Source organism: Wolbachia endosymbiont (group B) of Gerris lacustris, assembly GCF_964028355.1.
Lineage (GTDB): Bacteria > Pseudomonadota > Alphaproteobacteria > Rickettsiales > Anaplasmataceae > Wolbachia.
Genome location: NZ_OZ034761.1, coordinates 553,915 through 578,508, shown reverse-complemented (window position 1 = coordinate 578,508; position 24,594 = coordinate 553,915). Strand labels below are relative to the sequence as shown.

Annotated in this window: 26 protein-coding genes; 12 read left to right on the top strand and 14 right to left on the bottom strand. The window is 34.1% G+C overall.

Features of this window, described 5'->3' with window-relative positions:
- Positions 1-560: 560 nt before the first annotated feature.
- The 4 genes from ABWU62_RS02885 to ABWU62_RS02870 all read left to right on the top strand — a co-directional run bounded on the left by ABWU62_RS02885 (position 561) and on the right by ABWU62_RS02870 (position 5,589).
- Positions 561-1,505, top strand: a complete 945-nt coding sequence (locus ABWU62_RS02885; RefSeq protein ID WP_265022222.1) for an IS110 family transposase — start codon at positions 561-563, stop codon at positions 1,503-1,505.
- A gap of 447 nt (positions 1,506-1,952) precedes the next feature.
- On the top strand, positions 1,953-4,622 hold the full coding sequence (locus tag ABWU62_RS02880; RefSeq protein ID WP_353287467.1) for a 2-oxoglutarate dehydrogenase E1 component: 2,670 nt from the start codon (positions 1,953-1,955) through the stop codon (positions 4,620-4,622).
- Positions 4,623-4,816: 194 nt separating this feature from the next.
- Positions 4,817-5,446, top strand: coding sequence for a hypothetical protein (locus tag ABWU62_RS02875; RefSeq protein WP_353287466.1), 630 nt, complete (start codon positions 4,817-4,819; stop codon positions 5,444-5,446).
- A complete protein-coding gene (locus tag ABWU62_RS02870; protein WP_167315806.1) occupies positions 5,440-5,589 on the top strand; it encodes a hypothetical protein in 150 nt (49 codons plus the stop codon). The genes ABWU62_RS02875 and ABWU62_RS02870 overlap by 7 nt, the downstream gene beginning before the upstream one ends.
- Positions 5,590-5,663: 74 nt before the next feature.
- Here the strand turns inward: ABWU62_RS02870 and ABWU62_RS02865 are convergent, their stop codons facing one another.
- Positions 5,664-6,257 (bottom strand): TIGR02217 family protein, encoded by a 594-nt coding sequence (locus ABWU62_RS02865; protein WP_353287465.1) that lies wholly within the window; start codon positions 6,255-6,257, stop codon positions 5,664-5,666.
- Positions 6,258-6,379: 122 nt separating this feature from the next.
- Positions 6,380-7,207, bottom strand: a complete 828-nt coding sequence (locus ABWU62_RS02860; protein WP_353287464.1) for an ankyrin repeat domain-containing protein — start codon at positions 7,205-7,207, stop codon at positions 6,380-6,382.
- On the opposite strand from ABWU62_RS02860, the gene ABWU62_RS02855 reads away from it, so the two are divergent.
- Positions 7,201-8,206 (top strand): IS630 family transposase gene (locus tag ABWU62_RS02855; RefSeq protein ID WP_353287090.1). Its coding sequence is split into 2 segments (ribosomal slippage): positions 7,201-7,662 and positions 7,664-8,206, totalling 1,005 coding nucleotides; the frame shifts between segments, so codons are not numbered across the junction. The genes ABWU62_RS02860 and ABWU62_RS02855 overlap by 7 nt on opposite strands.
- 85 nt (positions 8,207-8,291) lie before the next feature.
- On the opposite strand, the gene ABWU62_RS02850 is transcribed toward ABWU62_RS02855, so the two are convergent.
- Both ABWU62_RS02850 and ABWU62_RS02845 read right to left on the bottom strand, forming a co-directional pair.
- Positions 8,292-8,891, bottom strand: a complete 600-nt coding sequence (locus ABWU62_RS02850; RefSeq protein ID WP_353287463.1) for a hypothetical protein — start codon at positions 8,889-8,891, stop codon at positions 8,292-8,294.
- Between the two features lie 56 nt (positions 8,892-8,947).
- Complete coding sequence (locus tag ABWU62_RS02845; protein ID WP_353287462.1) at positions 8,948-9,310, bottom strand: hypothetical protein; 363 nt, start codon at positions 9,308-9,310, stop codon at positions 8,948-8,950.
- Positions 9,311-9,472: 162 nt separating this feature from the next.
- Here ABWU62_RS02845 and ABWU62_RS02840 point away from each other — a divergent pair.
- Positions 9,473-10,478 (top strand): IS630 family transposase gene (locus ABWU62_RS02840; protein WP_353287151.1). Its coding sequence is split into 2 segments (ribosomal slippage): positions 9,473-9,934 and positions 9,936-10,478, totalling 1,005 coding nucleotides; the frame shifts between segments, so codons are not numbered across the junction.
- Here ABWU62_RS02840 and ABWU62_RS02835 read toward each other — a convergent pair.
- Both ABWU62_RS02835 and ABWU62_RS02830 read right to left on the bottom strand, forming a co-directional pair.
- Complete coding sequence (locus ABWU62_RS02835; RefSeq protein WP_353287461.1) at positions 10,441-10,902, bottom strand: hypothetical protein; 462 nt, start codon at positions 10,900-10,902, stop codon at positions 10,441-10,443. The genes ABWU62_RS02840 and ABWU62_RS02835 overlap by 38 nt on opposite strands.
- A 192-nt stretch (positions 10,903-11,094) precedes the next feature.
- Positions 11,095-11,835, bottom strand: coding sequence for a DsbA family protein (locus ABWU62_RS02830; RefSeq protein ID WP_353287460.1), 741 nt, complete (start codon positions 11,833-11,835; stop codon positions 11,095-11,097).
- A gap of 338 nt (positions 11,836-12,173) precedes the next feature.
- Between ABWU62_RS02830 and ABWU62_RS02825 the strand changes: the two genes are divergently transcribed.
- From ABWU62_RS02825 to ABWU62_RS02810, 4 genes are all read left to right on the top strand, one after another.
- Positions 12,174-14,054, top strand: coding sequence for a DUF3857 domain-containing protein (locus ABWU62_RS02825; protein WP_353287459.1), 1,881 nt, complete (start codon positions 12,174-12,176; stop codon positions 14,052-14,054).
- 47 nt (positions 14,055-14,101) lie between these two features.
- Complete coding sequence (locus ABWU62_RS02820; RefSeq protein ID WP_353287458.1) at positions 14,102-15,589, top strand: UbiD family decarboxylase; 1,488 nt, start codon at positions 14,102-14,104, stop codon at positions 15,587-15,589.
- Positions 15,590-15,629: 40 nt separating this feature from the next.
- Entirely contained in the window at positions 15,630-16,157 is a 528-nt protein-coding gene (locus ABWU62_RS02815) for a phospholipase D family protein (RefSeq protein WP_007301949.1), read from the top strand.
- 84 nt (positions 16,158-16,241) lie between these two features.
- A complete protein-coding gene (locus tag ABWU62_RS02810) occupies positions 16,242-16,784 on the top strand; it encodes a hypothetical protein (protein ID WP_353287457.1) in 543 nt (180 codons plus the stop codon).
- A gap of 185 nt (positions 16,785-16,969) precedes the next feature.
- Here ABWU62_RS02810 and lgt read toward each other — a convergent pair whose 3' ends face one another.
- The 5 genes from lgt to ABWU62_RS02785 all read right to left on the bottom strand — a co-directional run bounded on the left by lgt (position 16,970) and on the right by ABWU62_RS02785 (position 20,092).
- Complete coding sequence (gene lgt, locus ABWU62_RS02805) at positions 16,970-17,761, bottom strand: prolipoprotein diacylglyceryl transferase (protein ID WP_353287456.1); 792 nt, start codon at positions 17,759-17,761, stop codon at positions 16,970-16,972.
- Between the two features lie 6 nt (positions 17,762-17,767).
- Complete coding sequence (smpB, locus tag ABWU62_RS02800) at positions 17,768-18,217, bottom strand: SsrA-binding protein SmpB (protein WP_015587785.1); 450 nt, start codon at positions 18,215-18,217, stop codon at positions 17,768-17,770.
- Positions 18,218-18,305: 88 nt separating this feature from the next.
- Positions 18,306-19,052, bottom strand: coding sequence for an ankyrin repeat domain-containing protein (locus tag ABWU62_RS02795; protein WP_353288149.1), 747 nt, complete (start codon positions 19,050-19,052; stop codon positions 18,306-18,308).
- Positions 19,027-19,819, bottom strand: a protein-coding gene (locus ABWU62_RS02790; protein WP_353287093.1) for an IS5 family transposase whose coding sequence is annotated in 2 segments (ribosomal slippage) — positions 19,027-19,554 and positions 19,556-19,819 — 792 coding nt in all. Because the reading frame shifts where the segments join, the coding sequence is not laid out codon by codon here. Before ABWU62_RS02790 ends, ABWU62_RS02795 begins: the two co-directional genes overlap by 26 nt.
- Before the next feature lie 48 nt (positions 19,820-19,867).
- Entirely contained in the window at positions 19,868-20,092 is a 225-nt protein-coding gene (locus tag ABWU62_RS02785; RefSeq protein ID WP_353287455.1) for a hypothetical protein, read from the bottom strand.
- 94 nt (positions 20,093-20,186) lie between these two features.
- On the opposite strand from ABWU62_RS02785, the gene ABWU62_RS02780 reads away from it, so the two are divergent.
- Complete coding sequence (locus ABWU62_RS02780) at positions 20,187-20,708, top strand: Na+/H+ antiporter subunit E (RefSeq protein ID WP_353287454.1); 522 nt, start codon at positions 20,187-20,189, stop codon at positions 20,706-20,708.
- Here ABWU62_RS02780 and ABWU62_RS02775 read toward each other — a convergent pair.
- On the bottom strand, positions 20,701-21,117 hold the full coding sequence (locus ABWU62_RS02775) for a hypothetical protein (protein WP_007301944.1): 417 nt from the start codon (positions 21,115-21,117) through the stop codon (positions 20,701-20,703). The two genes, ABWU62_RS02780 and ABWU62_RS02775, sit on opposite strands and share 8 nt — an antisense overlap.
- Positions 21,118-21,383: 266 nt before the next feature.
- Here ABWU62_RS02775 and purN point away from each other — a divergent pair, with 266 nt between their 5' ends.
- Complete coding sequence (purN, locus tag ABWU62_RS02770) at positions 21,384-21,950, top strand: phosphoribosylglycinamide formyltransferase (protein WP_010402201.1); 567 nt, start codon at positions 21,384-21,386, stop codon at positions 21,948-21,950.
- Here purN and ABWU62_RS02765 read toward each other — a convergent pair.
- Together ABWU62_RS02765 and ABWU62_RS02760 are read right to left on the bottom strand one after the other, a co-directional pair.
- A complete protein-coding gene (locus ABWU62_RS02765) occupies positions 21,944-23,266 on the bottom strand; it encodes a M16 family metallopeptidase (RefSeq protein WP_353287453.1) in 1,323 nt (440 codons plus the stop codon). The genes purN and ABWU62_RS02765 overlap by 7 nt on opposite strands.
- Positions 23,253-24,593 carry a M16 family metallopeptidase gene (locus ABWU62_RS02760; RefSeq protein WP_353287452.1) on the bottom strand — a complete coding sequence of 447 codons (1,341 nt, stop codon included), beginning with the start codon at positions 24,591-24,593 and terminating at the stop codon, positions 23,253-23,255. The genes ABWU62_RS02765 and ABWU62_RS02760 overlap by 14 nt, the downstream gene beginning before the upstream one ends.
- Position 24,594: the final 1 nt, after the last annotated feature.

Below are 24,594 nucleotides of genomic sequence, written 5' to 3'. Positions count from 1 at the left end.
TATCCCTTCTTGTCATCCGAGTAGCTGACACTGGTTTCTTACCAACAAAAACTTAGCATAAGATCGCCTCTTTTGTTCTCAAAAAATTTCTAGATTCCAGTGTCAAACACTGGAATGACAACGTTATACCTGCTATCATCCAATTGTCGTAATCTCACGCACTGTCATCCAAGTAGCCCTTTGCTGTTATTCGAGTAGCTGATCTCTATGATGGTGTCATTCAAATTGCCCTTTGTTGTTGCCTCCTTCTTGTCATCCAAGTACTCTCCTTCTTGTCATCCCAGTGCTTGACACTGGGATCCAAGTTACTCACAAGCAAACTAGCATAGAAAGTTGTAAGTTAAAAATGTGATATAAAAGAGATAAGAGGGAAAGATAACCCTACTCACTATAGGAATAGGGCTATCACGGGCGTGTGCGACCGAATGAAAGTTGGTATTACAACCGTAGCCATCAAGGTAAACTAGCCCCATCTCTCGATACGTTTGAATAGTTGCATGGGACATATGTATGCACCCGTTTACAATCTTAAATTAATTAAACTATCGAGGTTATTTATTATGATTACATCTTATCAAAATTTCATTGGCATTGATATCGGAAAATTTAAAAATGTTGCTGCAGCTTATAACCAAAGGAGCGCTATCAAGTTTGACAATGATGCTACTGGTTGGCAACAGTTGTTTCAAAAATTTTCAGATATCCTACCTAATTCTCTAGTAACTTTAGAAAACACTGGAAAATATGAGCTTGGCTTAGCACATTTTCTTGTTGATAAGAATGTTGCTGTACATCGAGCTAATACTCGTAAAGTAAAAAGTTTTATCATATCACATGGAACTTTAGCAAAGACAGATCAATCAGATGCAAGAGCCCTTGCTCAATATGGTTTTGAACGCTATAGTGCTCTATCTCTATTTGTGCCTATGTCAAAAGAACAAACCGCCTTAGTTGCACTCTGTCAACGTCGTGATGACATTACACAAATGAGAACTCAAGAGAAATGTAGGCTTGCAGCACCTGAAAACGACTATATAAAGGAAAGTTGCCAAAAAACAATAGACTTTTTTACCAGTCAGATAAATGAGTTCAACGATGCCATACAAAGAATTATTGATAAAAATCCAGAGTTACAAAAGCGTCAAAAGATCTTGAGAACAGTGCCAGGAATAGGTCTCAAGTTATCACAAGTTTTTGTGTGTCTAATGCCAGAACTTGGCCACCTAAACAAAAAAGAAGTTGCAAGTCTTGCTGGAGTTGCTCCACATCCAAAAGAAAGCGGTAAAACTATTGGTTACCGAAGGATAACAGGTGGTAGAAGCAATGTTCGTGCAAAGCTTTTCACAGCTGCTATGGCTGCTGCAAGATCTAAATCTGCACTTGGTGCTTTTTATTCTGATCTTATTGGTAGAGGTAAAAAGAAGATGGTAGCTATAACAGCTCTAATGCGAAAAATCATAGTAATTGCCAATGCAAGACTTAAAGAAGCAATTAATATGAAATAAAAAAATCTGTATAGAAAATAGGTTAACGAATATGTGCGTCTACACACATTTAAAGCACATATTCGTTAACCATAAAATCTAAGCAGTGCTTGCTGTTTGATATAAATTTCTTTCTGTATAAACTAGGGTTTTTGTTGCCAAAATACATTTTTCAATTGAATAAAAATACAAAATTATCAACAAATGAGACTAAATTCAAAAAATTTTAAAAAACATAGTTGATGGCTGATCTTATATTGAAATACAACGTTCTTGGTGAGATTACGGCAAGTCTGGATTCCAGTGTCATGCACTGAACATTTGCTGTGCAGTTTACCTTCAAAAATGAATGTTCGTATATCTGCGAGAAAGCGGTAATGCATTAGCTTAATCTACAGAGATCAAAAAAGTTCTTTTTTAAAAAACTTAAGGTATACTTATAAGTATTTGATATCTTTTATAGTGAATATGCCAAGTTTAAGCTGCCTTTATGGTGACAATGCAGAATTTGTGGAAGAAATATATAACCGCTATTTGCAGGGCGATAAATCAATTGGAGAAGATTGGTACAGAATTTTTTCGAGCAATTTAGAAGTTAATAAAGCAGAACCCTGTAGAGCACAGAATGAAGCCAAGGTAGATGCTGATGATTTAGCAAATTTTTTCAGATCTTACGGTCATTTTTTTGCAGACTTAAATCCATTATCACCGAATGTAAATAAGGAAATAGATTATCAAAAATACTTGAATCTTTCTCCTACAAGTGACACTAGAATCTACAGAGATATTTACTGCAAGAATATCGGTTTTGAATTTATGCATATTTCCTCTTATGAGGAAAGAGTTTGGCTGCAGGAGAAAATTGAAAATCAGGTCTATACGCTAAGCCCTCAGGATAAAAAAGAAATACTAAGGCACTTGATTGAATCTGAGATGTTCGAGCAATTTCTCCATATGAAATTTCCTGGATATAAGCGTTTTTCTATCGAAGGTGGGGAGTCAGCCATTGTTGCAATTGAAAGAGTTATTAGTGATTCTGCAGCTTTTGGTATTGAAGAAATAGTTCTTGGTATGGCCCACCGAGGACGGCTTAATGTTCTAACCAAAGTGATGGGGAAAGAGTATGCGGCAATGCTATCTGAATTTCAAGGCAACCTTGCATACCCAAGTGGTCTTGAGGTATCTGGTGATGTCAAATATCACCTTGGTTACTCTTCTGATCGAGCACTTGCTGGTGGTAAAAAAATACACTTAAGTTTATGTCCTAACCCATCTCACCTTGAGGCGGTAAATCCGGTTCTAGCTGGAAGAGTAAGAGCAAAGCAAAATATGAGATCTGTGCTTGGAGTATCAATTCATGGTGATGCAGCTTTTATCGGGCAAGGAGTGGTTGCCGAAACCCTGACTTTGAGCAACATTGAAGGTTATAAAGTTGGTGGTATAGTGCATATTGTCATTAATAACCAAGTTGGTTTTACTGCGAGTCCTCGTTGTACACGCTCTTCTTTTTATTGTACTGATGTAGCAAAATCAATAGAAGCTCCAATACTTCATGTTAATGGAGATAATCCAGAAGCCGTGAGTTTTGCCGCGAGTTTGGCAATGGAGTATGTGCAGAAATTTAAAAAGGATGTGGTGATTGACATAATATGCTACCGCAAATATGGCCATAATGAAGGCGATGAACCGAATTTTACCCAGCCACTTATGTATAAAGCAATATCAAGGCATAAAACTCCGGGAACAATTTACGAAGAGAAGCTAGCTGCAGAGAAAGTCCTAATTAGTGATGAAGTAAGTAAATTACGCAGCGAATTTAGAGCAAGATTGGATAAAAGCCTTACTGAGTCAACGACTTATACTCCGAAGAAAGCTGACTGGTTTGATGGAGTGTGGTTAAAACTCAGGAGAGCAAAGTTAAATGATTTAAGTGAATATTATACGGACTCTGGTGTTTCACTAGATGAGCTAAAAAAATTAGGTGTACACATAAATAGCAATATTCCAAGCAGTTTTAATCTCAATAATAAAGTGAGGAAAATACTTGATGGCAGAATAGAAAGTATAAATTCCGGTAGCAACATAGACTGGGCCACTGCTGAAAGTCTTGCATTTGCGTCATTGCTTAAAGAAGAAATAGGAGTGCGCTTGTCAGGACAAGATTCTGGTCGTGGTACCTTCTCGCACCGTCATTCAAGACTTGTTGATCAAGTAACGGAAGAAGAGTTTATTCCACTAAACAACATAAGTGAGAAGCAAGCTCGCTTTGAAGTTATAGATAGCGCACTATCTGAGTATGCTGTGATGGGTTTTGAATATGGCTATAGCCTTGATTCTCCGTATTCACTTGTGCTCTGGGAAGGACAATTTGGTGATTTTGCAAATGGTGCGCAAATCATGATCGACCAGTTTATTGCATCAGCAGAAACAAAATGGTTACGATCAAGTGGTCTAGTTTTATTGCTGCCTCATGGTTATGAAGGACAGGGACCTGAGCATAGTTCTGCTCGTATAGAGAGATTTTTGCAACTCTGTGCGGAAGATAATATGCAGGTGGTTAATTGCTCTACTCCTGCGAATTATTTTCATGTTTTACGCCGACAAATTAATCGAGATTTTCGTAAGTCTTTAGTGGTGTTTACACCTAAATCACTATTGCGTCATAAAATGGCAGTTTCTAACCTTTCTGACTTTGAAGGAAAATTTCTTACGGTAATTCCAGAGTGTAGAACAGGTTTAGTTGCAAGTGATAAAATACGTAAAGTTGTAATATGTAGTGGTAAAGTTTATTACGACATAATTGAAATGCTTGAAGCACAAAAAATAAACGATATAGCAGTAATGCGTTTAGAACAATTTTATCCATTCCCAGCTGATAAACTAGGCAGTGAACTTGAAAAATATAAGAACGCTGAAATTATATGGTGTCAAGAGGAACCCAAAAATATGGGAGGATGGTTCTTTGTCAACCCATTGATAGAAGAGGTATTGTCTGGCCTCAATGCTCAAGCAAAAAGACCTAAGTGCATTGCAAGACCTGCTGCTGCATCTCCTGCATGTGGTTATGCTAATATTCATGCTCAGCAACAAGCAGAAATTTTGAAGCAAGTTGCGCAGGCACAACTGTACAAACACTGAGCGGCTTCAAGCAGACTTATTAATTAGACTCTAGCACTTAGATAACTTACAACAATCAAACCTTTTATATACTCATACAAATATAAAAAGACTTTACTTTTTTAATAAAAGCTTAATCTTTATTAAGATTTTCATTTATTTTTCTTAAAATAGCTAATACAATTAATATTAATCTTAATTATTTTAAGATATATATGAATACAGAAGCATTTGAGAGGTTAATAGGGCAAACTAAGCTACGCAGCAATAGCAAGGCTGAAATCATACAATTAAATAGAAGCGAGAAGGCTTTTATAGATGAGGATAAAAAGTCTATAGAATTAGCTGAGGCTATTTTTGCAGAAAATAATATGTTTCATTTTCGCAAACCAGGTCCTGCTACGGATTACATTTTGCATAAACTAATAAATGATAAAAAGCTTCTCGAGGAAATGAAAGATAGAGGTACAAGTATAATGCGTCTCTTTTCTTTGCTATCAATGTATTGTGGTCTTCCCAAGTGCTGTATTGTGAGAAAAGAGGGATGTATTACTGAGTTTAGCATATTGACTTATGTTGAAGACGATTTAGAACCATTACCTTTAGAAGACTTTATACTTATTGAGTCTGCCTCGTATCTAGAGTATATTTTGTTTGACAATGATGATATCATAAATAAATTAGTTAAAGACTTAACTAAAGATAAAACAAAATTAGATATTTTCCTTGATGGGATTTTAGCAATGAAGAACTCGGATTTAGTATTGTCTTGTATTAACAAAATACAAGGTCTGAATGAGGAAGCTAGAAATTATGTTAGTCGCTTACAGAAAAAAACATGCTAGATAAAATCTTAAATAAAGATGATAAAACACTTGCAAAAATAGCTATAAAGGAGTTGTTAAAACTTTCTATTTTACAGGAAAAAGAAAGTACTACTTTAGAATTTCCTCAAATTTCGAGTGTGGAACATTGTAATGGACGATAGGCTTTAAAATATACTGAGGCTCATTTAAATATGAGCCTCAGTATCGCTTAACTTTTATGGAGCATACTTTAACTTTATTTCACTTCCACCAAGGGAATATTGTTCCAGCTATTGCTGCCATAGTTATCAATAGAAGCGTTTAGGTAATCTGTATCAAATCGTACTGGTACATCAAATTCGAAGCTTGCGGTGATTATTGTGCCTTTTGCTGGTGGTTTCATAAATGCTATTTCTCCAGTTGAATAATTTACTGAGTATTTTTCTGTTTCTACACCATCTAGGTAAATTTTTGTTGTATCATGCACTGGCTTTTTAATCATACGTGTATGTTTGTCTTTTCCACTTATGTAAGTTTTAATCAATTGAAAGATCGTTTTTTTATCGTCTCCTATACCAATTTCTTGATTGGTAACTGTAAAATCTGACCAATCATTAAAGCGAAACCCTATTGCTTTACCTTTTCGTGCATGAAAAAATGTTATGAATTCTGTTAGCTGCTCATTTGACCTAACTCCATAAGCTATGTTATACCTGGCACGTGCACGAGACCAATTAATATTGCGCTGCTCACAGCCATTATGAGTTGTTACAACGTCAGTGGAAAATTCCTGTCCTCCAGTGGAACCATAAGATATATTTTCTGGAAATCTAATTTCTGTAAATGACATATGTCCTCCTGTAAAAATGAAATTGAGATATTTTAGCTAAAAAAGACATATAGTGGTATCTAGGTTTCTAGATACCACTAAGAGATGAAGTAAATATAAGAAAAAAGAAATTAGTAATATTATTATATTTCAGATGATTGTAATGATGGTGATTTTTTAGACACTTCAGATTCTTGTAGAATTGTTGATATCGCTTTAGCTTGTTTACGATCATGATCTAAGAAATATGTAATTAATCCAGCAGCTACGCCAACAAGAGGAGATGCTATGATTGCACCTAATATAGCACTAGGAAAACTTACTACATCACACTCTGCTGCAATGCTCACACCCACTCCAAATACAATAAAAGCAAGACAGCTGACAGCGAATGTACGCCCTAAAGCATCATATCTAGAACTTTCTTTTTTTGAGCTAGCCTGTTCCATCATGCCTTTAATAAGCTCTTCCCTTGTTTGTCCTTGAGCTAAATCTAATGGAATCTGATTATTCATATTTTTGATTAAAGGGTTTGCATCATATTTAATAAGGGTCTTTATATTTTTATGTTGACTATGTGAAGCTACGTAGTGCAACAACGTATTTCCTTTATTGTCTTGAAAATCTAGTAGTTCATGAAGCTTTATATGTTGACATAACGATCTTTCCTTTATTGTTTTATCTAAATACTTTATTGAATTTTCTAGTAATTGCTCATTAAAATTTTGTACAAAAGAAAGCAGAATTTTATATACTTCCACCTTTGCTGTAGCTTGTGAGCATTCTAAAGCATATTTAAAACGCTTAGCTATCTTTTTATCAATCTTTATTTCAAGAGTTGTTGAATTTAAATTTGTGTTACCCATCATATTGTCCTTCTTATACCAATTCCCGCTATACAAGCAACGAATAGACAATAATGGAAAAAAAGCCATACTGGAGTAAGTAAAATAGCGAGGTTTAGATGGCATTAAGATCAAAATTATTGGATGAAAAAGTGGTGGAATCAGCAAAAGAGATGCTGAAGAAAGTAAGAAATAATGCGTATGTTGCAAAAAAACTAAATGCTGTAATTGCAGCAAAAAAGCACAGTATAACAGCTGTAGCAAAAATATGTTGCATTTCGAGAAAGGCAATTACTACATGGATAAAGCACATAAAATTTGGAAGAGAAGAAAAATTATTTTCTCCACCTCAACGCCGTAGAAAAACTATATTGAACCAAAGTCAACTTGAACAAATTGAGGTGTGGATAGAGGAAAATCCCAATATTACTATTAGAGAAATGAGAATAAGAATCCAAGAAAGATTTGGTTTGAATATCAGCAAATCCACAATACATCGTAATATGCAAAGAATGAAATTCTCATATATCACACCAAGACCAGTTCATAGTGGACAGGATAAAAATAAGCAAGAGGAGTTTAAAAAAAAACCTCAATGAAACTATTGTCATGCATTCTGAAAAAGAGCTATTTTTCTTCGATGAATCACGGTTTGGTACACATTCAAAAGTTGGACATGGGTGGTTTAAAAAAGGCAGTAGGACACAGGTTAAGGTAAAATTAGGTAGGGAAAATTTTTATCTCTATAGTGCAGTTAATCCCAGAAATGGAGAGAATTTTAGCTTATTTGCACCAAACGTCAACACTGCTTGTATAAATATATTCCTTGAACAGATGTCGCAATATTTAGGAATACGAAAGGCTTTTCTCGTGATGGATTGCGCTAGTTGGCATAAGTCAAAAAGTTTAAAGATACCTAAAAATATCGAAATTATATACCTACCACCATACTCACCTGACCTCAATCCTGTTGAGAGGTTTTGGTTATATATAAAACAGAACATTTTGCGCAATAAAATCTACGATACAATTGTTCTGCTTGAGAGCGCTTTGTGTAAATTTATTACCTCTCTTTCCCCTTCCACGGTTAAACAACTCTGCAATGCTTCTTATTTGGTTCATTAATAATGAGAGTTGGTATTAGTAAGGTTAGTTTATTAAAAATAATAATAAATTATATCAAAAATTAAATAAATTAACAATAGAAATCTTAAGCTTTTAAAGCTACTTTATCAATAAGGCTGTGCATTTTTAATCCCATTCCTTCTAAAAAAGTATGGGCGCTATTTTCTCCTAAGTTACTTTTCAGCTCATGAATGTCTTTATAACTCTGCGTTAATTGATATACACAAACACATGCAACGGCTAAAGCAATACCAGCAAGACATGCTAAAGGAATTGGTTGAGTAAAAACAGCAGCTATAGCAGATGCTGTGAATGCCGTAGCTGCTATTACAGAAGCTATGGCATAAATAGCTTCTTTTCTGTAACTATTGATTAATTTCTTTTGTATTTCCTCTTGTTGTGCTTTTTGCTCTTGTTGATGAGAAATAGTAATTATTGTATCTGTATAAACTGTCTTACTAGCGCTGGTATTAATTCTCTCTTTTTGTGTTTCATAAATTTGCGCAATTGCTGATTTACTAGTTTTAGTATTATGTTGTACTTCTTGCTTTGGTTGATCAGAAGCAGGAACTCTTTCACCTATTTCAAGAATTTCTTCACTGGAATTTTTTTTCATATCCTTAGAAGTGTCACTCAAGATCTTTGCTGTATTTTCAAAAGCTTTGCTGTGTGTTTTTTCTAACATTACTTCATGATTTTGTGAATTCCTTTCATCAATACTTCTATCAGCAGCTCTTTCTTTTAGTGGTTTCTGCTCTGATTGATTAGAAATAGGAGTTCTTTTCTATTCGAAAAAATCGGCTTACCAGCGCTGCTTTTTTGTTGTACTGGTTGCTCAGAAGCAGAAGCTTCTGTAACCTCACCAAAGATTTCTTCATTAGAAACTGGTTGACTTTCTCTTATATCCTCAGAAATTCCACTAAGAAGTGGAACAAAATGTCGCATGTAATTCACTACTCCTATAGTTTTTTTGTTAATATCTATCTCTAGTTGATTGAGATTTATATCTTGTATATAAACTTCTGGATCATCATCATGTGCTGTAATTTTAGTTACCGTAACTTTTTGACTTTCTTCATCTATTGAATAAATATAAAGCTCCACTTTGTACTTGTCGCATATCATTCTACCTTCAATGTTTGGACGACCCCATATAGGTGCGTCAGCTGTATGTGTATTAGTAATACCAATTCCCGCTATACAAGCAACGAATAGACAATAATGGAAAAAAAGCCATACTGGAGTAAGTAAAATAGCGAGGTTTAGATGGCATTAAGATCAAAATTATTGGATGAAAAAGTGGTGGAATCAGCAAAAGAGATGCTGAAGAAAGTAAGAAATAATGCGTATGTTGCAAAAAAACTAAATGCTGTAATTGCAGCAAAAAAGCACAGTATAACAGCTGTAGCAAAAATATGTTGCATTTCGAGAAAGGCAATTACTACATGGATAAAGCACATAAAATTTGGAAGAGAAGAAAAATTATTTTCTCCACCTCAATGCCGTAGAAAAACTATATTGAACCAAAGTCAACTTGAACAAATTGAGGTGTGGATAGAGGAAAACCCCAATATTACTATTAGAGAAATGAGAATAAGAATCCAAGAAAGATTTGGTTTGAATATCAGCAAATCCACAATACATCGTAATATGCAAAGAATGAAATTCTCATATATCACACCAAGACCAGTTCATAGTGGACAGGATAAAAATAAGCAAGAGGAGTTTAAAAAAAAACCTCAATGAAACTATTGTCATGCATTCTGAAAAAGAGCTATTTTTCTTCGATGAATCACGGTTTGGTACACATTCAAAAGTTGGACATGGGTGGTTTAAAAAAGGCAGTAGGACACAGGTTAAGGTAAAATTAGGTAGGGAAAATTTTTATCTCTATAGTGCAGTTAATCCCAGAAATGGAGAGAATTTTAGCTTATTTGCACCAAACGTCAACACTGCTTGTATAAATATATTCCTTGAACAGATGTCGCAATATTTAGGAATACGAAAGGCTTTTCTCGTGATGGATTGCGCTAGTTGGCATAAGTCAAAAAGTTTAAAGATACCTAAAAATATCGAAATTATATACCTACCACCATACTCACCTGACCTCAATCCTGTTGAGAGGTTTTGGTTATATATAAAACAGAACATTTTGCGCAATAAAATCTACGATACAATTGTTCTGCTTGAGAGCGCTTTGTGTAAATTTATTACCTCTCTTTCCCCTTCCACGGTTAAACAACTCTGCAATGCTTCTTATTTGGTTCATTAATAATGAGAGTTGGTATAATATACTCTAAATATTTGAAAAAAGACTTCGCCTTGTCTTGCTTATTAAGTCCATTTTCGCTTATTACTTCTCCATCCGGATCTTTTTGAGGTACGAAATACTCTCCGGCATCTCTTATTACCGCGTTATAAACCCACTGATCTGGCTTGCTGTTTGCTCTAGCATAATCTGAACAGTCTTTTCTTAATGATTTTGCAGTAAAACGATAATCAGGTTTTATGTTTAATTCATTCAATCCTTGAGCTACAGAGTCAAAAAAGCAATCCCCTGTCTTTATAGCAGCCCCGATTTTTAGTTCTCTAGGATAAGCGCTCTTTAAGTTATCCAATAGATAACTTGGTTTTTTCTTTTCTTTGATTTGTTGAAAAAGAGCAATTGGCCCTCTTACATAGTTAGAATCTCTCATGTTATAACTCCAAAATGATAATAATATTTTAATAGATTAACTGGACTACGAAGAATGATTACTTAAGGTTACGCTTGGTTGTAGGCATCACCTATTCTTCTTAAACTAATATGTAGCCTATACATATTGTTACTTACTATATCTTAGCTTAATTATACTTAAACTCTCTTATGCTGTCAAGTAAGAAATTTATTAATTTTTTAACTTATCCACCTTTTTGCGTAGCACATTCAAATCAGTTGCCCCTACAAAAAGACTATCTCCTATTATCAAAAAAGGTGTACCGCCTACTCCCAGCTCCCTTACTAAAAGTTTGCTATTGTTTATCATTTGCTCAATTTTGTCTGCGTTATTTTTCATAGAGTTATTAAAGTCGTCCTCGTTAATCCCTATACTTTTTATTATACCTAATATAGCTTCATCTGAAAATTCTCCTCTGTGATCTAGTGCAGCGTAGTGAAAATCTAAGTACTTTTCTTTATCGATAAAATAAGTAGCTAGAGCACCTTTTGCTGCTTTTATAGACCTTTCACCAAGTATTGGAGCATCCCTAAAGATATATTTAATTTTGCCATCATTGATCAACTGTTTTATGTCATTCTTTATTGCCTTACAATAGCCACAAGAATAGTCAAAAAACCCTACAGCTACAACATTGCTATTTTCATTTCCTGAGTAAGGATAAGTGGAGTCAAATATTTCATTTTTATGCTGAGAAATTTTATTTTTGGTTGCATTAGCATAACTATTTTTAGCTGACTCTTCCTGGAGAGTTTTTATAATCTTATTAAAATTTTTACTGATGTAATTATCCAATCTCTCACCTATATAATCATCATTTAAGGTCTGAGTGCGATGTGAAAGCCAATTGTTTATTACTGGTAAACTTGCTACTGCAAGTATAAAAATCAATAAAAATGGTATCTTAGACATATACTTACTTAAAGGATACAAATATTAAAGAAATGCTTAATGTTAAAACATTTTTATCAAGAAATGCAAACTTTATATATGTTATATCAGAGAATCTGGTGATATTAAGTAACGAAAACTTGTGTATAATAAGGCATTTGAGATTTAAGCAATCCTTACCGCCGCGTATAACAATTGTAACCGCGGTGGTAAAAAAGTTGATTATTTTATAACCGCCACATATAATGCTAACAAACACGCCGGTAAATTATATGAGCGAACCAATAGCTGAAGTTCATATATTGTGGATAGTATTGTCGGGTCTAATAAAATGACTTTTCAATAAATGTGAGGACGTAATGAAATTTTTAAAAATTATATCTAATTTAGCATTACTAGTATTTTTTATAACTCCTACAGCTGAAGCAAGATGGCGTAAGTACGAAGATGCTTCCGTCGAAGTCAAGTTTTCTAATGTTAACATTAATGTTAATAAAGATGGTACCTACGAAACGGAAGCAGAATTTCAAGCAAAAATACTCAAGGAATCTGGACGTGATGGATTCTCTCTATACAGTCTTGTTTACAATGATGATAGTACAGATTTTACTATTTTAGAGGCTAAAACAACTTACAGCAGGGAAGAATATATAGTCACTGAAGACATGATTGAGGATAAGCCACTGGCTAGTCCTGCCAAGGGTTTCGACCAATCAAGGCAAGTAATCATATCATTTCCTAAGGTAGAAATTGGTACAGAAGTATATTTAAGATATAAGCAAGTTACAAAAAAGGTTCCTGTTGATAATTTTTATGGTTTGAGCTTTTCTTATTATGGGGATTATTTACAAGCAGAAAATACTAAAATCAATTCTGAATTGCCTCTAAAGATTAAAGTGAATGATCCAAGAGAAGTACTAGAGATCACTGAAGAAAAAAAGGATGATATACATTCTATAAGCATTGCTTTAAAGAAAGCAATTTATGAAAACACAATAAATGAACCACATAATGGAATATTGAATATTAAACATAACACTTGGGTATCACTGTCGAGCCTATCTAAATGGGATGATTTAGCTAAAAAGTTAGCTCCTGGATATCATAGAGTCATTAATCAACCACTTCCTGCAATTTTTGAAGCTATAGCAGAATCTGCTGCCAATGAGAGTACTGATGAGGAAAAAATAAATGCTGTTACTTCTTTGTTAAATGAAAAAATTCAATACATGGGAGATTGGCGCACAGTATCAGGAAAAATTTTTCCGAGAGATTTAGAGAAAATTGCTAATTCTCAAATTGGGGATTGCAAAGACTTTTCTGCTAGCACGGCTGCTATTTTACAGGAACTTGGTTACAAAGTTCAACCTATTTTTGTTATGAGAGGAACTACTAGCACTTCTAACTCTGAAGCATTACCTAATATGAGTTTCAATCATGCGATGCTCAGAGTAAAAAATAAAGATGGAAAAATATATTGGATTGATCCAACTAATACCGTCAGTATGGCGCAGGGTATTTTTCCAGATATTGCTGATAGGAACGCTCTAGTACTCGATTCTGAGGAAGCAGATTACATAAAAATTCCTGCTGTACAAGCTGAAAATTCAAAAGTGATATCCCATAGTGAATTAACTATAGAAGGTAATGTTGTAAGTGAACGCGGATGGCTTATCGTGCAAGGAGAATCAGCTATAGATTTAACAGGTGTTGGATTATATTACTCAAATGAGCAATTAAGGGATTCTGTTTTTCGTATGATTAGTGGGGTATATCTTGATGAAGAAGAAAAGAAGTCCTTAGAGTTACCTGATCTTACTTTGCGTAATGTAGAGGATCTTACAATTAAGTATGAATTTCAGCAAAAAAATAAGGTTTTTAAGACAAATCTAGGACCTGCTTTGAACTTAGGAGATAATTGGCTTAATGATGTTGTGAATACAGTTTCTGACCAAATATCAGACCTTTTTATTGGTGTTCCTAAAACTAAGGAAAGCCATATGATAATAAAAGATATCAGAATTAAAAACTGTGAAAATTTGAATTTTGAAATAGATACTCCTTGGTTGTATGTAAATAGGTCGTGTAAATATCAAAATGATGGAACCGAATTTAGCAATTTAATAACCATAAAGAAAAGTTTTATTACCAATGAAGAGTTAAAGACTGATGAATATAAAAACTTAAAAAGTGAGCTGGAGAATAATTTTTCTAGAGCCTCTATAATAATAAGTGAATGAGTTGTGCTGGGAAAAGCACTTCTTAAAAGGCTTAAAATTTTTAAAATATGTACAATAACTTACGCGACTTCATCAGAGCATTAGAAGAAAAAAAAGGTCTAATTAGAATTAAAAAAGAAGTTTCAACTATTCTTGAAATGACAGAAATTCATCGTAGGGTTTTGTCAAACAAGGGACCAGCTATCATCTTTGAAAATGTTGTCACAGAAAATGGCAAAAATTCAATTCCCGTTTTAGTGAATTTATTTGGTACTATTGAGAGAATTGCATTCGGACTTGGTATAAATTCTGATGAATTAAGGGATCTGGGTAAACTTCTAGCATTTTTGCGATCACCTGAGCCGCCAAAAACCTTCAAAGATGCTGTGAAAATGTTTCCTCTACTAAAAGTTGTATTGTCGATGCGGAGCAAAGTTGTGAGCAAAGCCCCATGTCAAGAGGTGGTGCTAACTGGGGATAAGGTGGATCTTAGTTTGCTACCTATTCAGACATGCTGGCCAAACGAGCCTGCACCGCTTATCACTTGGCCACTTGTGGTAACAAAAGGACCAACAGCAGACAAGCAAGATAATTTCAATCTTGGAATATATCGTATGCAGGTTGTGAATAAAAAAACGACTCTCATGCGCTGGCTTGCACATCGTGGTGGTGCAGGTCACCATAAACGGTGGAAGGAGAGGGGGCAAAATATGAAGTTTCCTGCGGCTGCTGTGATTGGTAGCGATCCTGCAACGATTATTGCTGCAGTAACTCCGGTGCCGGAGACTTTATCAGAATACCAATTTGCCGGGCTGCTGCGAAAAAAACCACTTGAGCTTGTAAATTGTAAAACTATTCCTCTTCAGGTTCCAGCTCATGCAGAAATTGTTTTGGAAGGATATGTAAGTTTAGATAAGTATAGAGATGAAGGGCCATACGGAGACCATACCGGTTACTATAATGCTGTTGAACAGTTTCCTGAGTTTAACATTACTGCAATTACAATGCGCAAAGATCCAATTTATCTCAGCACTTTCACTGGCAAGCCACCAGATGAACCATCAATTCTTGGTGAAGCACTCAACGAAATTTTTGTGCCGATTCTCATCAATCAGTTTCCGGAGATAGTAGATTTTTATCTGCCCCCAGAAGGTTGTTCATATAGAATAGCGGTAGTGTCGATAAAAAAGGCTTATCCAGGGCATGCAAAAAGAATTGTTATGGGCACACTATCTTTTCTCAAACAGTTCTTATACACGAAATTTATTATAGTTGTTGATTATGATATAAATATACGTGATTGGAAAGAGGTAATGTGGGCAATGTCAACAAGAATGGACCCTGTGCGTGATACAATTACGATAGAGAATGCCCCAATTGATTATTTAGATTTTGCTTCCCCTGAAAGCGGTCTCGGAGGTAAAATAGGGTTTGATGCAACAAACAAACTTCCACCTGAAACCAAACGAGAATGGGGAAGAAAAATTGAAATGAGCGAGGAAATAATAAAGAAAGTTACAGAGAAGTGGAAGGAATATGGGTTGACAGATGATTGAGATATGATGTAGACTACCGCCGTGTATTTAGGTGTGGTTTGTGAGGCTTTTATATCTTTTATTTTTGTCGGCATGTTTTTCTCTGTATTACTATGTGGGTCCTACATTCTCGCCTTGCCCAAAAGCAACAGTTTGCTTCTCACCTGAAGAAGACTGTGCTGTACCGATAATCAGCGAGATAGACCAATCTAAAGAATCTATCTTAGTTCAAGAATATACATTTACTCTTGGAACAGTTGCAAAATCTTTGATTAACGCCAAAGAGCGTGGTGTTGATGTTAAAGTCGTCTTAGATAAATCACAACTCCATTCAAAATATAGTGTCATAAGCGAATTGTTTTCAAATGGAATACCGATTTGGATCGATAATAAGCCAAAAATTGCTCATAATAAGGTAATAATTGTTGATAATCAAAAAGTCATCACAGGATCGTTTAACCTCAGTAAGACAGCTGAAAAGGGAAACGCTGAAAATTTATTAATTATTGAAAATTATCCTGAATTAGTCCAGCAGTATGTGAAGAACTGGGAAATACGAATGTCACAATCCTATCAATATGCTCCCTAGATACTTGATATCAAAAAAAGTCTTTTTATTGATAGATTTAATTTCTTGTGATATAATAAATTAAAAGGTTTTAAGGGGTAGGTAATGGATTGCATAAATGATGCTGCTGATAGTTACGCTGCCATTCATGATTTTTTTCAAAATAATGGTGTTGGAGATTACAAAGTTCAATGCAATTATGGTGGTGTACCGTATGCTACTGACGAATATGTACATTCTGGAGACAAATTTTGGAGCAATAATTTTATAGACTCACATTTTGGAAGGGAAATAAAAATGTATCCTCAAAGTGAGCTTTTAGCTAAAGAGTATGCTGGTAATACACTACCGGTTTCAATATCACTAGACAAGGATCTAATAAAAATAAAAGAATGTCAGAAAAAAACTAAATTTGTAGAACTAGAAGGGAAATCAGGTGATATAGTATATGATAAGCAAAAGCATATAAAGTGCTACACGACGAAGTTATCATATGACGATGTTTCTGTTCATAATAAAAACGAAGTTTCAATACTGAATATTAGATATGATGTGCCAAACGATCCGAAGTACAGTTTAAACATAGCCTTTACAAAGGTTAATGATAATAAACCAGGATTTTGGCAAAAGTTTAAAAATATGTTTTAATAGAGTAGGTTCTCAATCAAGACTATTCTAGTGGGATCAGTAGCTGCTAAGTTTGTCTCATAGCTATCCAAAAAAGGTTTGCTGGTCTTACATTTATTCTCTGCAAGACAAAAAATTCACATAATTGTACATAGCATGGAATGAATAAACTTCCACTATATTTTTCGATTAAACTTACCTTTTCTCTATTGAACAGATTTCGTATTAAATCTTAAGTTCAACGCACCTAAATATATAAGCATTCCCAGCAAAATCATAGGTATAGAAAGAAATTGTCCCATAGTTAAATTGAACCATAAATAGCCAATTTGATAGTCTGGCTCGCGGAAAAATTCAACCACAAAACGTGCTATTCCATACCACATAACTGCAATACCAGTTGTTGAACCGTAATACAGTTTCACTCTAGTCAAGAAAAACAGTGAATTTGCAACTACAAAAAGTAGCGCTCCTTCAAAAAATGCCTCATAAAGTTGGCTTGGATGGCGCAATAAATTATCACCACTTTCTGGAAATACCATACCCCACGGCATAGTTGTAACCCTGCCAAATAACTCTCCATTTATAAAATTACCTATGCGGCCTAGAAGTAAACCTATCGGAACTCCACAAGAAATTAGATCCAGTGTGTAAAATATAGGAATGTTATGTCTTCTACAGGAGATTATTACTGCAAGCAAAACTCCTATAGCACCGCCATGAAATGACATCCCTCCTTCCCAGGTCTTTAGTATCTCGATAGGATTGCTTATATAGAGAACCGGATCATATATCAATACGTAGCCAAGCCTACCTCCAAGGATAATGCCTATAATAACGGCTGTTAATAACGAATCGTAAAAATTCTTAGTAAATATTTTTTGATTGTCTAGCTTATGTAAATACCAATATGCAAAAACTATACCCAAAACATATGCTAAAGAGTACCAATATATAGAAACAGGACCGATGCTAAAAATAATTGGACTTAAAGACATATTTTACTACAAATTATTCTTAGACAATCTACTTTTCTCACGGTCCCACTCTCTCTGCTTTATGGTCGCTCTCTTATCGTAGAGTTTTTTTCCTTTAACAATAGCAATTTTAGTTTTTGCCAACCCTTTATCATTAAAATAGATAGAAAGTGGCACAACAGTTATTCCAGAGGTTTTGATTTGACCAATTAGCTTATTTATCTCTTTTTTATGCAAAAGCAATTTACGTTCTCTTTTTGGCTTGTGATTCTTTTGGTTTGCAGCTTTATACTCTGCAATATGCATATTGTTTAGCCATATTTCACCTTTTTTTTCAGTAACGTAAGCATCAGAAATGTTTGCTTTTCTTTCCCTTAGTGATTTCACTTCACTACTTAAGAGGATCATACCTGCTTCAAATTCTTCTAAGATAAAGTATTCAAACCTTGCTTTTCTATTTTCTGCAATAACTTCCATATCTAAAGATATCTTTAAGCTTCAATATATTACAGAACTTTTGGTTTAATTCATAACAAAACAATTATCTCAATAAATGCAAGTTTGGTTAAAAAAGCTCCAATCTTCCTGCAAGTGTAATTTGTTCCACTCTTCCTACTGCCATTTCAGCCCTAGAACTAGCATTACCTGACAAAGAACTTATCACATCTTTGCAGCCCCATTCAATAGCAAAGTGTAAAGGAGCATATCTATTATTGTTCTGTTTACTAACATATGCCCCACTTTCAATTAAAATATCTCTTATACTTTCATGATCGCTAGCAAAATGCAAAGGAGTGCGTCCACAACTATCCCACACATTAACACATGCTCCATGTTCAATCAGAGTTCTTACTATGTTTTCATTATCACTTTCAGCAGCAAAATGCAAGGGAGTGCTTCTATAATTATCCCACGCATCGACATATGCTCCGTGTTCAATTAGAGCTATTACTATGTTCTCATAGCCACTCTTAGTAGCAAAATGTAGAGGAGTGTGTCCATCATTGTTCTGCGCGTTAACATCTGCTCCACATGCAATTAGAGCTCTTACTACACTTTCATTCCCACCTTCGGCAGCAAGATGTAAAGGTGTACATACATCATTGTCCCACGCATTAACATTTGCTCCACTTTCAATTAAAATATCTAATATGCCTTTGTGGTTCCATTCAGCAGCAAAATGTAAAGGAGTGCATCCATCGCTGTCCCATGCATCAACATATGCTCCATATTCAATTAGAGCTATTGCTATGTTCTCATAGCCACTCTTAGCAGTAAGAGCCTGTTCATAATCTTTTGAGGAGCAAGGCAGTAAAAGCTAGAACGACCATTTGTAGTCTAGTATTGAGTTTACGCTCGCAATTTTTCCATAACCGTCTACACTTTTCCAGCCAAGCAAAAGAACGCTCTACAACCCACCTTTTTGGCAATACAACAAAGGTATGTAATTCACTTCGTTTTATTACTTCAACGGTTGCACCAATAGTCGTTTTTATTTGAGTTGCAAAATTTTCTCCTGTATAACCTGCATCAACTAGTATATTTTGAACTTCGGAAAGATTTTTTCTTGCGTTACAAATCATCTCTACAGCAGCAGTACGATCTCCGATATTAGCTGTAGTAATATAAATTGCATGTGGCAAACCTTGCGTATCTACTGCAATATGACGCTTTATTCCTGAAATTTTCTTGCCGGCATCATAACCTTTTTCTTCAGCAATATCGGTGTTTTTTACACTTTGAGCATCAATGATGCAGAAGCTTGTTTTTGTATTCCGACCACTGTTGAAACGAACCTCTCCAACTAATTTTTTTTAAGACAATTTCTAGAACACTTTCTCTATCTTCATTCGGTTTTTTACTCCATCTCTTGAAGTAATCGTAACAATTGCGCCATTTTGGAAACTCTTTTGGTAGCATTCGCCACTGACAGCCACTTTTTAGCACATAAAGTACACCGCAAAATAACTCATATAAATCCAGTTTTCTTGGTTTTGTTTTTTTTCTACAGGATTCTAGATCTGGTAATATAATCTCAAATCTTTCCCGACTTATATCACTTGGGTATACACTCCTCATATATCCTAACTTATATACATTATCTCTTAGTTTATTCCTTTCTTGAGATCATGTACAGGTTCTAAAATGCAACAATGTAGTTTCTACAGGATCTAGATCACTATGTGTAGTGAATATATGATTGATATTAAATTCACTATCTTTCCACCTCCGTAAATCAATTCTTTCTAATTTTATTTTTATTCGTTCAACTATGTTGTTCTTGTTTAAACCTGAAGTATCATTTATTTCTTCAAGCATTTTTAGAAAATCATCAAGCGTCATAATCTCCACTACTTATTAAAATAACTTGGTTATTATGTTCTTTGACACAAAAATCAAGAACTTTTTATTTTCCTAAAAAATCATTTAAGTTATACTCCAAATCATGAAAGTCAGGCAAAATATTAAGTTTTTTTCTCTATCATTTGTGATTTTGTCTTCTCTATGGATTACATTGTCTGGTTATTTTGAGCCTTTTTTTATTCTCTGTGGAGCATTTTCTTCTGTGTTCACATTGATTATCTTTAAAAGGTTAATTGATGCTGAAAGTGCCCTTAGTCAAATTCTAAATGATAGTGGTAGGCTGTCACTTTATCAGCTTATAAGTTATATACCTTGGCTAATTTACCAAATTATTTTTTCAAGTATTTATGTAACAAAAAAGGTGCTACGATTCAAATCTACAGTTGAGCCAATTGTTATTGTAAGAGAATGCATAGGACATAATGATAAGACCATTGCATTATTTGCTAACTCGGTTACGATTACTCCTGGAACTTTAACTATCAATGTTGAAAAGAAGCAGAAAACATATTTATCTACCATATGTTTGATAGATAAAGATCTTGAAAGTGGCATTTCTGAAATAGAAGGTAAAGTCTTAAAAATGCTACACCTAGTTAAGTAATCGCTTTAAATAAGTTAACAGCGTCTCTGTATTCTCTTCTTAGGCTTTCAAGCATTTCTTTTGGAAGGCTATCAATAACAGTAGAACATAAATAATTGTACAAATCTTCTAGCCTTGATATGTTATTTTTCTTCTTGCTGTTGAATTTGTACGGAAAAATGCCCTCCATAATTTCAATATCAACAACCTTATTTAAAAATGCATTTTCACTTGTTATGCTTATTCTTGTAAGTATAGTATTAATTTCAGGTTCATTACTCGTATAAATATCTGATAATTCTGCCATTTTAATAACGTATAAAGTTACTACTTTTGATAAACAATTATCAGAATATTCACAATTTTTTATTACCTCCCACTGAGTAACCTGAGACTTGCTTGTTTTTGCATTGCTTGGTAATTTGTTCATTGAATTTTCTCCATTTAATTCAGTGTAGTAAATTATACTAATACTTTGTTAAATAAATAATAACGCAGCCATAAAAACATGCATTTATTTACCATAAATTGTATAATATTCCTAAAATTAAATGTTAAAGTTACTTCAAACTGAATGATTTCTTTAATTCCATATTATCCATCAGTGTAAAATATTGCTACACAATAGTATTTATTCTAAAATAAACTTTCCTTTTGAGCTATTTTATTAATATCCATTCTTACGGCTGCACTAAAATGAAAAAGATAAAACTCGGAATACTAATTTCAGGTAGAGGATCAAACATGCAGGCTTTAATAGAAGCATGTCAAGATCAGAATTTCCCTGCTGAAACTGTGTGTGTTATCACAAATAATAGTGAAGCTGGAGGCCTTAAAATAGCAAAGCAAGCAGGAGTTTCAGCGTTTGTTGTTGAAGATAAGCCACTTGATACTGATAAAATTCATGAAATACTTGTTCAACATAAGGTTGATTTAATTTGCCTTGCAGGGTTTATGAGAATTATAAAGGCAAATTTCCTGAATAAATGGCATAACAAAGTTATAAATATTCATCCCTCTTTACTTCCGTCATTTAAGGGCCTAAATGCTCAGGAGCAAGCTCTGAAAGCGGGTGTAAAAATTACAGGATGTACTGTGCATTATGTTACTCCTGAAATTGATGCTGGAGCCATAATCGCTCAAGCTACTGTTCCAGTGTTACCAAATGATGATGTTCACAGTCTCTCAGAGCGCATTCTAGCTGAAGAGCATAAGTGTTATGTAAAAGCAGTAAGATCAATAGCAGAAGGTATTAACTATTGACCTTGAGCGTTTCTTCCAACTTCAACAAAAAATAAATTTTCAGGATTCAGTAAAGAACTTGCCAGCTTGTTTACTTTTTCCAATTGAACATCATTAATGATATTTGCATAATTATTTATATGATTAACATCACGATCATTTATCTGCATACTATCCAACAACGTTGCTGTATTCGCATTATTGGATAGAAAAGAGAAGGTAAGGTCATTTACTAAACTGGTTTTTGCATCCTTGAATAATTGTTCGTCAATTCCTTCCTTTTTTATTCTGCTAAATGTATCTTTTACTGCTGATATAGCTTTGCCAGCAGTAGAACTATCAGTACTTATAAATCCAGATATAATATTCCCATGTTTATTTGTAATATTACTTGCACTAATACCATAAGTAATACCTAGATTTTGTCTCAATTCCTTCATTAATATTGAATTCAGCCCCATACCACCAAGCGCGTTAATTAAGACGCTAGCATTATAATAATTAGGGTCTTCATATGCTATGCCTTTTTGAGCAAAAAGTATTACACTCTGTGGTATATCCATAAAAACGCTCTTACTTTCTGCAGGCCTAAATTCATTTTTTACAGATATCTTCCTAACTTTTGATCTTTTTGATGGTAACTTAGATAAATATTTATCGAGGAGCGTACTAACTTCTTCTTTTGTTGCACAACCAACAATACTAATAACGATATTATCCTTAGTAAAACTACGCTTTATGTATGTTAAAACATCGTCTCTAGTAATGCTCATTATAGTGTCTAGAGTTCCATATGGATCCCTTGAGTAAGGATGTTTTTTGAACAACAAAGTATCCAACTCTTTTGCAGCAATAAAATAAGGATCTTTTTCAAAATTATTAAAGCTTACTTTGGCTTTTTCAAAAACTCTATTCAATCCTTCAGGATCAACTTTAGGACGCATTATAGCATCACTCAGTAGTGAAATTGCATCCTCTAGATTCTCAGATAAAGTATTTAATGAAACCCTAAATGCTTCTAAACCAGCAATAAAATTTAAACTAATTCCTTTATCCTCAAGCTTTTTTACAAAATCTTTGGCATCATTTTTTCCTGCTCCTTCTTGAATTACAAGGGAAGTAAACCAAGCAAGCCCCTGCTTTTCTGCACTTTCATACACGCAACCTGCATCTTTGAATGATATATTGAGTGAAACTTTTGGTAGATCGCAGTTTTCAACGAATAAAAACTTAAATCCTTTATTAGTAGTAACTTCCTCTATATTTAGGTGACTGCTTGCTTGCAAATTAAAGCATAGACAGAAAAAAAATAGAAATACAAATTTACTTATCTTCATTATTACCCCCTTTTGGTAGCAAACGACCGACTAATTTATTAGTAGAAAAAATAGTACGAATTTTGTGATTTACATCTTTCAGATTGACATCATTAATTTTGCTATATGAAATGTCTATTTCATCAAGTGGGATACCTAGTGCTAGACGTGGTATATAAAACATTGCTACACTAGTTAAATCAGATAGATTATCAAACTGTGCTGCTTTGTATTTAGACTTTGTGCTTTGCAACTCTTCACTTGTTATTTCTTTAGAGGTAAAGTGATTAATAGAATTTTCTAACTCTCTTGCAACAGCATCCAAATCTACCCCGCTTTTTGGAGTTACCCGAATCTCAATGTAACCATTACTAAAAGCTAAGCTATTATAATAAGCAAACACTTCTACTGCTACATTCTTATCTAGAACTAAATCTTTATATAGCTTACTAGACTTGCCATTCCCCAAAACATCAATTGCCAAATCAATAGGAAAAGTTTCACTTATATGTTCGAACAAAGGAACACGGTAGCGAAAGTATAAAACTGGTTCCTTTACTTCAGTGCTTTCTAAAGTTACTGACAAATCTGCATTATGTACTGGATCTTGGTTTGGATAATGCCTAATTACAGGCTTAGCTTTAATTTCTCCATATTTTTTTTCTGCTAATTTCACCACTTCATCAAATTCCACATCACCAACAACAAGCAGTATTGCATTGCTTGGATGATAATAGTTATCGTGAAACCTCGTTATGTCATCCTGATTGTAAGTTTTAATGTCGCTCTCCCAACCAATAACAGACCTGCCATAACCATTACGGTAGAATGCACTTTCCATTTCCTCCCATAGTAAAACTTCAGGATTATTATCGAACCTCATCTTCCTTTCTTCTAATACGATGTTTTTTTCTCTATCTATTTTGTCTTGAGTGACATCAAAGTTGCTCATTCTATCTGCTTCAATTTCCATTGCTAGTGGTAAATCTTTTTTGAGAACTAATTCATAGTAGCAGGTATATTCTTTAGTAGTAAATGCATTAAACTGGGCCCCAATACTACCCAAAGTAGATTCTATGTTTTTAAATTTTCCTGTAGTTTCAAACATCAAGTGTTCAAAGTAGTGAGCCAATCCTGCTTTGCCAATTGGATCATCCATTCCCCCAACTTTATATATTACTGCATGAAAAACAGCTGGAATTCGGTGATTGGGTACCACATAAACATCCAATCCGTTACTGAGTTTAGTATATTTTACATTGTGTGCTACGATTTCAGCCTTCAAAAAAATCGGATGAATGAAAAAAAATACAAGTAATATAAAAAAACTAAAGAATTTACGAAGCATT